The sequence below is a fragment of the candidate division KSB1 bacterium genome, assembly GCA_022562085.1.
In the GTDB taxonomy this organism is placed as follows: Bacteria; Zhuqueibacterota; Zhuqueibacteria; order Oceanimicrobiales; family Oceanimicrobiaceae; genus Oceanimicrobium.
In genome coordinates this window covers 1-9,334 of the sequence record JADFPY010000167.1, presented here as the reverse complement: position 1 = coordinate 9,334, position 9,334 = coordinate 1, and the positions used below count along the sequence as shown (strand labels likewise).

Genomic DNA, 9,334 nt, shown 5'->3' with positions numbered 1-9,334 from the left:
CCGATAAAAACATTCGGGGACAAATTTATCTCGTATGGCAGAAAATTACTTGTCAGTTACTAACATTGAAATGAAAAAAAATATCATAATGCAGTACAAGAGCTGCTTGCTCAAAATCCCACGCGTACTTTCAAACCCAAAGAACTGGCTCGCAAAATTGGGCTGGGGAGATATTGTAGCCTGGTTTGCCGGGATCGTTCTGGTTTAGGCATTTCTTTTTGGTATCGGAAAAATTGTTTTTAGTGAAGCTTTGATTGGAATGCTTCATCTTGGTATTGCTGCCCTTTCCGGGTTTGTGATTTACCGGCATTTTACCAAGGGTGGTTGGGAGACGCGTACTGATTAAATTTTTTCATTTGATTTGAACGCAATATTCACTAAATTCCATCCAAGTTCAAAATTTTGATTTCAGGGAGAAAATTTAAATGACACAGTTTGAAAAAATAACCTCTGAAACGCTGTCTTTACCAACAGAAGAACGAGCCGAATTAGCAGAAATACTTATTCAAAGTTTGGATGAAAAAGAGGACGAAGATATCAGGTCGGCTTGGCTTCAGGAAATTCGGAAAAGGGACAGAGAGATAAGATCTGGTAAAGCAGTTTTAAAACCTGTGGATCAAGTTCTAAGAGAAGCTCGCGATCAACTCAGATGCACAGAGTAGAATTTCACGATGAAGCTGATCATGAACTAAAAGCAGCTTCTCGGTATTATGAAAATAGAGTTGAAGGACTTGGTGAGAGATTTCTTGACGATATAGAAGAGGCCATAGCAAAGATAAAAATATTTCCGATGGCCTGGCCGGTTTATGAAGAAGAATATAGACGTTACTTGTTAACCATTTTCCTTATGGTTTGATTTATCGAATTGATTCTGAACTAATTTTTATTATAGCAGTAACTCATCTTCAGCGAAAACCTGGTTACTGGAAAACTCGAGAATCGTCACTATAAAAATAATTTGAATAAAACCACCCTCAAAAGAGCAACCACCCTTCTCGCTCAAAATCCCGCCAGAACTTTTAAGCCCAAAGAGCTCGCTCGCAAAGTCGGCATTCCAAAATCGGATTACATACAATTCCGCGATGGTTTAAAACAGATGGCCGCCGAAGGTAAAATTGCCAAATATAAGGGCAATAATTTTGGCACCATGAAACGGGCAACTGTTTTGGAAGGCGAGCTGCATGTGAAAACCCAGGGGTACGGTTTTTTAATAACCGGGGAAGGCGAAGAAGACGTTTTCATCAGTCAAAAAAATATGGGCATCGCCTTGAATGGCGACACCGTGCGCGCTCAGCTTTTTGCTAAATCTCAAGGCAGAAGCCGGGAAGGCCGGGTCGTTGAAATCAAGGAACGCGGGCGTCAAAGTATCGTGGGAACTTATAAAAAGAGCAAAAAATTCGGATTTGTCATTCCGGACGAGCTGAAAATTACCCGCGATATTTTTGTTCATGATTCCGATAATTTAAAGGCAAAATCCGGACAAAAAGTCGTGGTTAAAATAACCGACTGGGAAGATGAACGCCTCAACCCCGAAGGAAAAATCGTTGAGGTTTTGGGATTTCCGGATGAGCCGGGGGTCGATGTTATTTCAGTTGTAAAATCCCTTGACCTGCCCACCAGATTTTCCCGAAAAGTTGAAGAAGAAGCGAATACCATCTCAGAAACCATCCCGAATGAGGAGGTGCAAAGACGTCTCGATTTAAGGAAAGAAGTTTGCTTTACCATCGATCCCCAGGACGCCAAAGATTTTGATGACGCCATTTCAATTAAGCCTCTCAAAAATGGTAACTTCGAGCTCGGGGTCCATATCGCGGATGTTAGCTATTATGTAAAAGAAAAAAGTCTATTAGATAAAGAAGCGTTGCGCCGTGGAACTTCGATTTATTTAGTGGATCGAGTGATCCCGATGCTGCCGGAAAAACTCAGTAATGAAGTTTGCAGTTTACGTCCCGAAGTAGACCGGCTGACCTTTACCTGTATGATGGAAGTAACTCCAAAAGGCGAAGTTTTGAAGCACAAAATCGCTGAATCTATCATTCACAGTAAAAAGCGATTCACTTATGAGGAAGTTCAGGCGATTATAACCGGTAAATCCAAAGGTCCTTTTAAAAAAGAAATTCAATTGATGCACAATTTGAGTCAGAAGTTGATTAAGCGGCGGGAGAACCTGGGCAGCCTGAATTTCGACTTGCCGGAAGTCAAAGTTGAGTTGGATAAAAAAGGCGTGCCAATTGCAATTAAAAAACGCGAGCGCCAGGACAGCCATCGACTGGTGGAAGAATTTATGCTTTTAGCTAATCAGACGGTCACCGAGCATGTTGCTGTCAAAATGGGAACAGGGGAGAGGGTTCCGCCTTTTATTTACCGTAATCACGAGGAGCCGGCTCAGGATAAGATGGATGATTTCAAGAAGTTTGTCAAAGCCCTGGGATATCCTATCGACCCAAACAAGAAAGTAACCGGCAAACTCCTCGGCAAATTTTTAGAAAGCCTGCGCGGAAAACCCGAGGAAAATATTGTGGAAAACTTAATGCTGCGCTCACTGATGAAAGCAAAGTACTCAGCAGACAACCTCGGTCATTTTGGTCTGGCATTTAAGTACTACACTCATTTCACTTCGCCGATTCGCCGTTACCCGGACCTCGCAGTGCACCGTCTTTTAAGGGAATATCAAAAGCCTTTTGATTTTCAGCTTGTGATGGCTAAGAAAACCAAACTGGAAAATATCGCCAGAATCTCTTCCGAACGCGAACTGGTAGCTCTCAAAGCAGAGCGCGAATCGATAAAACTTAAAAAAGTCGAGTACATGCAGCGGCATCTTGGCGATGAGTTCGAAGGCATCATTTCCGGCGCCGTGGCATTTGGCATTTTTGTTGAAATCAACGACATTTTAGTGGAAGGGCTGGTGCATATTTCCGACCTCGAAGACGACTACTATTTCCACGATGAAAAGAATCACCAACTGGTTGGCCAGCACACTGAAAAAACCTACAGATTAGGTGACCCGGTAAAAGTTCAAGTCGTGCGGGTGGATAAAGACGAACGGATTGTGGATTTTGTTTTGGTGGTTTGATGTTTTAAGGAAATAAAAGAGGCTTGCAAGATCGAATGAAGCACATGTTAAATCTCATCTAAAACCTCATCAAGCGTTCTCATCAGCAAATCAGCATCATCTTCATTAAAGCAAATCGGCGGTTTAATCTTAATCACGTTGTGCAGCGGCCCATCTGTGCTGAGCAGAATGCCGCATTCTTTCATCCTTTCAATAATGTACGAAGCCTCTTCAGCAGCCGGTTCCAGATTCTCACGATCGCGGACAAACTCAATACCGAGAAAAAGCCCAAGGCCACGGACATCCCCGATTAAAGCATGCTTCTCGTTTAGTTTCTCAAGACTTTTTTTCAAATAAGTGCCAACTCTAAGTGCGTTGTCCTGCAGCTTTTCTTCTTCAATGACATCCAAAACGGCCAGTCCAACGGCGCAGGAAACCGGGTTACCGCCAAAAGTATTGAAATATTCCATACCGGTTTCAAAAGAGGCAGCGATTTCCGGCGTCGTTACCACCGCTGCCAACGGGTGGCCGTTGCCAATCGGCTTTCCTAGTGTAACAATATCCGGAACAACTTCCTGCGTTTCAAAACCCCAGAAGTGACTGCCGACTCTGCCAAATCCAACTTGCACTTCATCGGCAATGCAGACGCCGCCAGCGTCTCTAACGTGCCGATATGCATCTTTCAGATAATTCTCAGGAAGAACAATTTGGCCGCCGCAGCCCAGGAGAGATTCGCAAATGAATGCGGCTACATTTTTGTTTTCCTTTTGAATTTTCTCAATCTCTTCCAGGACGTATTGTGCATATTTTTTACCGGCATTGGAATCATTTGCTTTGTAAGGTCCCCGGTAAACATCCGGCATGATGACCTTGTGCACATGAGCGGGTGCGCCGGAACCGCCGCGGCCATCAAATTTATATGGACTAATATCAACTAGTGAAGTAAGATTGCCGTGATAAGCGCCGTCGACAACAATTATTTCAGTAGCTTTTGTGTGAGCTTTTGCCAAGCGCAAAGCGAGGTCATTCGCTTCGCTGCCGGAGTTAACGAAGAAACAAACACTGAGCGGCTCGGGCAGTTTTTCACAAAGCCGCTGCGCGTATCTAACTAAATTATCGTGAAGATAGCGGGTATTGGTGTTCAGGACCGCCATTTGCTCCTGTGCGGCTTTGACCACCCGCGGATGTGAGTGACCGACATGGGGAACATTATTGACTGCATCCAGGTATCTGCGTCCTTCGTCATCGTAAAGATACTGCATCCACCCACGGACAATTTTGAGCGGCTTTTGATAAGAGATACTCAGCGTCTTGCTGAAATTTAGTTTTCTTGTTTGCAGGATTTCATCTTTGCTTACATCAGCCTGAGGAAAGTTGTCTTCAGGAATCCCCAATATAAGGTTGGGATCGGGACAGATGCTCAACCAAATCTCCCGCTGACCTGGCGCAGCGACCCCCGGGAAATCGCCTTTCTTATCAAGCATGTCGCTGATAATTTGAAAATGTAAATGCGGCGGCCAACCGCCATTGATTTCCGACGCTCCAAGTTTGCCAATTTGTTCGCCCTTTTTAATCGACATGCCTTCATAGAGGCCATCAAGCGAATCTAAACTGAGGTGTCCGTACAACGTAAAAAAGGTCTCTTTCGTTTCCGGTATCTGATGCTGTAAAATAATCGTCGGCCCGTAATCGAGAGACTTCTTATTGTTTGCAAAACTGTGGATTATGCCGTCTGAAGGTGCTAAGATTGGTTCGCCGGCTTCCATAAAAAGATCGATGCCCAAATGAATCGTGCGCTGTTCATTCGAATCGCTATCCTCGGATTTGAATTGTTCGCCGGTGTAAAGTAAGCGAGCTTCATTGTACCTGCCGATGCCCACCTTAGCCTTTTCTGCTTCCATCTTGCTAAAAAGTAACTTGGTGAAATCATTTACGTTTTCGATTTGCTTTGGATTTTGAATGTCGAGACTTCCGACGCTTAAATCAAAAACTAAAATGGACTCAGTTTTTAAATCATAATTGCAGACCGGTCCGATCTTGCTCTCATGACCCTTAAGCCATTTTACAACTTTCGCGGATTTTGGGCAAGGAGACAATTTGCAGGCGTTTCGAAAAGTGTAATGCGCGAACTGTGGATTCACCGTCGCCAGATATTCGAGCAAGTGCCAGGCAGGTTTTTCACTCACTGTCAGATATTGGTTGTCCGCAGCAACTTTTTTCCGGCTTGCGGAAATAGCCACGCTGGTGCACAAACGCATGCAAATCAAATAGAACAAAATTTTCAGCTCGGGTTCAGTCAGGGGGAATGCTTCGTGATAACCTTTGACAGTCTGAGCCGCTGTAAAAATCGGATTTTTTTTATCAAGCATTGTATAAGCGCCAGCAATGGCAATTTCTGCCACGGTGTAAGTGTGTACTATGTCACCAAAATCGATAGTTCCAACCATCTTTTGGTTCAGCCGCCCATCAACCAATACGTTATAATCATTGGCGTCGTTATAAATCACGCTGGTGCGAAGGTCGGGCAATATCGGAACCACCTTTTGCTCAAACTCTTGAAGGAACCCCTCAACGAGCTTTCGTTGCTTTGAATTCTCGATATCTCCAAGTTGACTGCTTACCGTCTCAATAGCATGCTTTATATCCCAAATTAGCTTCCGGTTCATAGCCGGGTGTGAAAATTCAGTAAGCGCTTTGTCCAAGTTGCCTAAATACCTCCCGATACTGCTCAAGAGTTCGGGTGAATGTCTCTTAATATCAACCAGTCGCTGACCCGGAATATAAGCTACTAGTCTAACATAGTGGGGAAATCCATCTGCCCCGGATACTGTCGTTATTTTCTCGCCTGAAATAGATGGAACGATTTGTGGGCAAACTATCGGCGGGTTGTTTTTCGCAAGAAATTCCATAACTTTGTTTTGGAAATCAAGCGTCTCCTTCTGCTCCTCGGCGTTCCCGATTTTGAGAACGAACTTCCTACCTGTTTTTTCTTTTACAAGGAAATTTTGATCGAGCTCGCTTGGAAGTTGACTGACAGTTGCAACAAGATCAAACTTCTCTCGAACAATTTTGACGGCATCTCGCTCGGAAAAATTAGGGTTGGCCATAGAAATAGAATTTACGGATTAGACTATTAAGACTCATTTAAAAATAAGCAATTTAAAACCTGTTTTCAAATAAATTAAAAGTTCTGGGAAGGTTAAGCAACGAGAAATTCAATTTGACAGTCATCTTTAAGATGGCCGTCAAATAACTACCAGGGAATTTCCTTTCTATCGCGAAAGAATTTTCCACTTGGCCCGTTATCAGGAAGTGTGGCCAGCCAAATCGCGGTATCGGCACCTCGCTCGACCGAACGTGTCGCATTTTTGCCGCCCATGTCTGTTCGAACCCAGCCCGGGCACATAGTATTCACCAGAATATTGGACCCTGTTAATTCACTTGCTAAAATAGCCGTCATTGAATTGAGCGCAGTCTTTGAAATTCGGTAACTTGCATTCCCGCCAGCCATTTCGTTAAAAGCGCCCATACCGCTTGAAAGGTTGACGATTCTGCCGTAATGATGCTTTTTCATCAGTGGGATAAAAGTCTGACACAAGCTTAAGGGTCCAAGCAAATTAATCTCCAGGGTTTTTCTGACGATATCCAGCTCCACATTCTGGGCAAGCTTACCCGGGTCGATAAAAATACCCGCGTTATTAATCAGGATGTCCAGTCTGCCAAGTTCTTTCTGAATCCGATCAGCGAGATTTTTGACGCTGGTAGCATCGCTAACATTCAGCTGATAGAACACAGCATCCAACCCTTCTTTCACCAGTTTCTGAACAGCGGCCTTTCCTTTCGCTTCGTCACGTGCGGTTAAAATGACTTTAATTTTTTTTTGAGCGAGCTGTTTGCAAATTTCAAACCCGATACCTCGGTTTGCGCCTGTGATAAGGGCAATTCTTTCGTGAACCATTAATTTCTGTTATTTAAAAAAATCAATATGATCTTTTGCAAACTGCTCAAATGGTGTCGCCTTTTTACCGGTAACCGTTTCAATGTCATTGCTGACCTCGGCACCGTGTCCCGCCGCAAATATTTTGTTAAGTTCGGTGAGGTCGTCTGCCAACCACTCGGGCATGCCCATCCCCAACATGGCCTTTCTGGCATCTTCAAATGAAACTGGCAGGTAATTTACTTCTTTTCCAAGTAACCTTTCTAATGTTCCGGCAATATCAGACATGGAAATCGCTTCAGGGCCCGTGAGCAGGTAAGTTTTGCCTTCGTGACCATCTTCGGAGAGTAGCCTGGTTGCAACTGAAGCGATATCGCGAGCATCGACGGTTGCAAATTTTGCATCGGCCATCGGCGCATAGATAGCACCTTGTGATTTGATTGTCTCAATATTCGCAAACTGGTTTTGCATAAACGCATGGGGGTGTAAAAAAGTATAGTTCAGGCCGGACTTGCGGATTTCTTCCTCGGTTTGCGCATGCCAGCGCGCCAGAGCTACGGGGGAATCTGCGGCTGTTCCGATTGCAGAAACTTTGACGATATACTTGACCGCGGCCTTTTGACACGATTGCACAAAATTACCCTGGTGCTCGACCTGATCCGGTCCGGCAGCAGACAATAGAAAAACTTTTTCGACACCCTCTAAGGCCTGGTCGATCGACGATGTACTTGCAAAATCTCCAATCGTGGTGGCAACGCCTTTTTCCTGCAACGGTCTGGCCTTTTCTTCACTTCTAACCAGCGCTTTGAAATCGGCTTTCTGTTCATGCAATAAGTTAACCAGGTGAGAACCAGTTGTGCCCGTGCCGCCCGTGACCAAAATTTTCGCACTCATTTTTTTTCTCCCTCTATTTTAACTAAACCGAAAAAATGTTAACTTGAAACGATCCCCATCTTTTTTTGTTAAAAATCCCCGGAGTATGGCTGAATCGTTAATCCGAAGGGAGCCGTTCAAATAAATCACCTAATGGCGGATCGAAATTTTCCTGATAGAGTTCAAAAGACGCTTCACGGCCAATAAACCCTTTGATGCCGGATTTTTCTATGGTCTCCTGAAATGTGACGTAACAATCAAGAGCAAGGTGAGATTTTTTGATATCCTCTTCATCTACTTCAACCACGCAATCAATCTCGTCAGGAGTCGAAAAACTCAGCGGGAAATGTTTGCTTTTTTGGGATTCTATTTCAGACACGGTTACAAATGCAAGCCGTTTAAGATAACTTTTGCTTTCTCTCAATTCAACAAAAACCCGCTTCACAATGGCGTGGGTTACCAGATGATCATGGAAACCGCTGATGCCGTGCACCGCATAAGACACCAGTACTTCAGGTTTAATTCTTTCGACTTCGTCAACAACCACTTTTTCGATCTCCCGCGGATCCATTTCCTTTAAGCCGCTGTCAGGCAAATCGAGAACGGTCATGCCGCTTAAGCCCAGAACCTCATTTACCCGCTGCATCTCTGCAAACCGGACGCCTCCCATTTCTTCAACTGTATGATTGTATTTGAATCGCTGCCGGGTCGCCCCACCACGCGTGAGGGTTAGGAGAAAAACTTCATGCCCCTGGCGGAGCTGCTTTGACATGACATGAGCAGGTCCGAAGGACTCGTCATCAGGGTGCGGGTAGATATAAAGAATCCTCAATTTGCTTTCGCTTGTTGATTATTGGGATAAGCTGTACCATTTCGCCATAACCTGCTCGGCGGGCTTTCCCTGCGGGGTAAATCTTTTATCGTGATGGTCACTATTTCTGCGTTTGGGAAACCATTTCCAGAAATAGGCGCCGGCAACCCACTCTTTCCCCCAAAAAACTTGAAAAAACGCCTCATAACAATTGGCCTGAGTTTGCAAATCCTGGCCACTGGCCATTTCACGAGAGCGGCGAGCCGGCCATTCCCAGGGCCTGATGGCTGCGTTTGCGTCGCTTCTATAACCAATCTCAGTAAACACAACCGGTATGTTATATTTCTTGCTAACTTCTTCTATCGCTTCCATATGCGAAAGCCAACCGCTTTTTAGCTCTTCTAATGTGGGATTCTCTTTTTTCGCAAGGGGAAAGTAAGCTTGAATGCCGATAAAATCCAGCTCATTCCAGAATTTTATTTCTTCGAATTCTCTGTACCAGTTAGCCGCGTAAGTTAACTTGCCATCGTAGACCTGGCGGATTTCGGAAATAATTTCTCGCCATTCTTTTTCTCTTTTGACAGCGGTTTGGTGCAGCTCGGTACCGATACAAAGCGCCTCAATCCCGTTTTTTTGCGCGAATTTTGCATAATGTAAAATA

At 44.5% G+C, this 9,334-nt stretch carries 9 protein-coding genes; 4 read left to right on the top strand and 5 right to left on the bottom strand.

Annotation, left to right across the window (positions count from 1 at the left end):
• Nucleotides 1-70: 70 nt before the first annotated feature.
• From IH879_13790 to rnr, 4 genes are all read left to right on the top strand, one after another.
• Nucleotides 71-208, top strand: a complete 138-nt coding sequence (locus tag IH879_13790; GenBank protein MCH7676007.1) for a hypothetical protein — start codon at nt 71-73, stop codon at nt 206-208.
• A 217-nt stretch (nt 209-425) separates the two neighbouring features.
• Nucleotides 426-662, top strand: coding sequence for an addiction module protein (locus IH879_13785; protein MCH7676006.1), 237 nt, complete (start codon nt 426-428; stop codon nt 660-662).
• The gene (locus tag IH879_13780; GenBank protein MCH7676005.1) at nt 650-856 is read left to right on the top strand and encodes a type II toxin-antitoxin system RelE/ParE family toxin; all 207 of its coding nucleotides are present in this window, start codon (nt 650-652) and stop codon (nt 854-856) included. Before IH879_13785 ends, IH879_13780 begins: the two co-directional genes overlap by 13 nt.
• A gap of 102 nt (nt 857-958) precedes the next feature.
• The gene (gene rnr, locus IH879_13775; protein MCH7676004.1) at nt 959-3,073 is read left to right on the top strand and encodes a ribonuclease R; all 2,115 of its coding nucleotides are present in this window, start codon (nt 959-961) and stop codon (nt 3,071-3,073) included.
• 47 nt (nt 3,074-3,120) lie between these two features.
• Here rnr and IH879_13770 read toward each other — a convergent pair whose 3' ends face one another.
• The 5 genes from IH879_13770 to IH879_13750 form a co-directional block, all read right to left on the bottom strand.
• Nucleotides 3,121-6,159, bottom strand: a complete 3,039-nt coding sequence (locus tag IH879_13770) for an aminotransferase class III-fold pyridoxal phosphate-dependent enzyme (protein MCH7676003.1) — start codon at nt 6,157-6,159, stop codon at nt 3,121-3,123.
• Between the two features lie 146 nt (nt 6,160-6,305).
• On the bottom strand, nt 6,306-7,010 hold the full coding sequence (locus IH879_13765) for an SDR family oxidoreductase (protein MCH7676002.1): 705 nt from the start codon (nt 7,008-7,010) through the stop codon (nt 6,306-6,308).
• Between the two features lie 9 nt (nt 7,011-7,019).
• Nucleotides 7,020-7,883, bottom strand: a complete 864-nt coding sequence (locus IH879_13760; protein MCH7676001.1) for an SDR family oxidoreductase — start codon at nt 7,881-7,883, stop codon at nt 7,020-7,022.
• 97 nt (nt 7,884-7,980) lie between these two features.
• Nucleotides 7,981-8,694 (bottom strand): PIG-L family deacetylase, encoded by a 714-nt coding sequence (locus IH879_13755; GenBank protein MCH7676000.1) that lies wholly within the window; start codon nt 8,692-8,694, stop codon nt 7,981-7,983.
• A gap of 18 nt (nt 8,695-8,712) precedes the next feature.
• A partial coding sequence (locus IH879_13750; protein ID MCH7675999.1) for a hypothetical protein occupies nt 8,713-9,334 on the bottom strand: 622 nt, incomplete at its 5' end.

Bases quoted from the DNA above. Each gene is read 5' to 3' on its own strand.
- IH879_13790 (MCH7676007.1), top strand. From the start codon at position 71: ATGAAAAAAAATATCATAATGCAGTACAAGAGCTGCTTGCTCAAAATC.
- IH879_13780 (MCH7676005.1), top strand. From the start codon at position 650: ATGCACAGAGTAGAATTTCACGATGAAGCTGATCATGAACTAAAAGCA.
- IH879_13770 (MCH7676003.1), bottom strand. From the start codon at position 6,159: ATGGCCAACCCTAATTTTTCCGAGCGAGATGCCGTCAAAATTGTTCGA.
- IH879_13760 (MCH7676001.1), bottom strand. From the start codon at position 7,883: ATGAGTGCGAAAATTTTGGTCACGGGCGGCACGGGCACAACTGGTTCT.
- IH879_13785 (MCH7676006.1), top strand. From the start codon at position 426: ATGACACAGTTTGAAAAAATAACCTCTGAAACGCTGTCTTTACCAACA.
- IH879_13765 (MCH7676002.1), bottom strand. From the start codon at position 7,010: ATGGTTCACGAAAGAATTGCCCTTATCACAGGCGCAAACCGAGGTATC.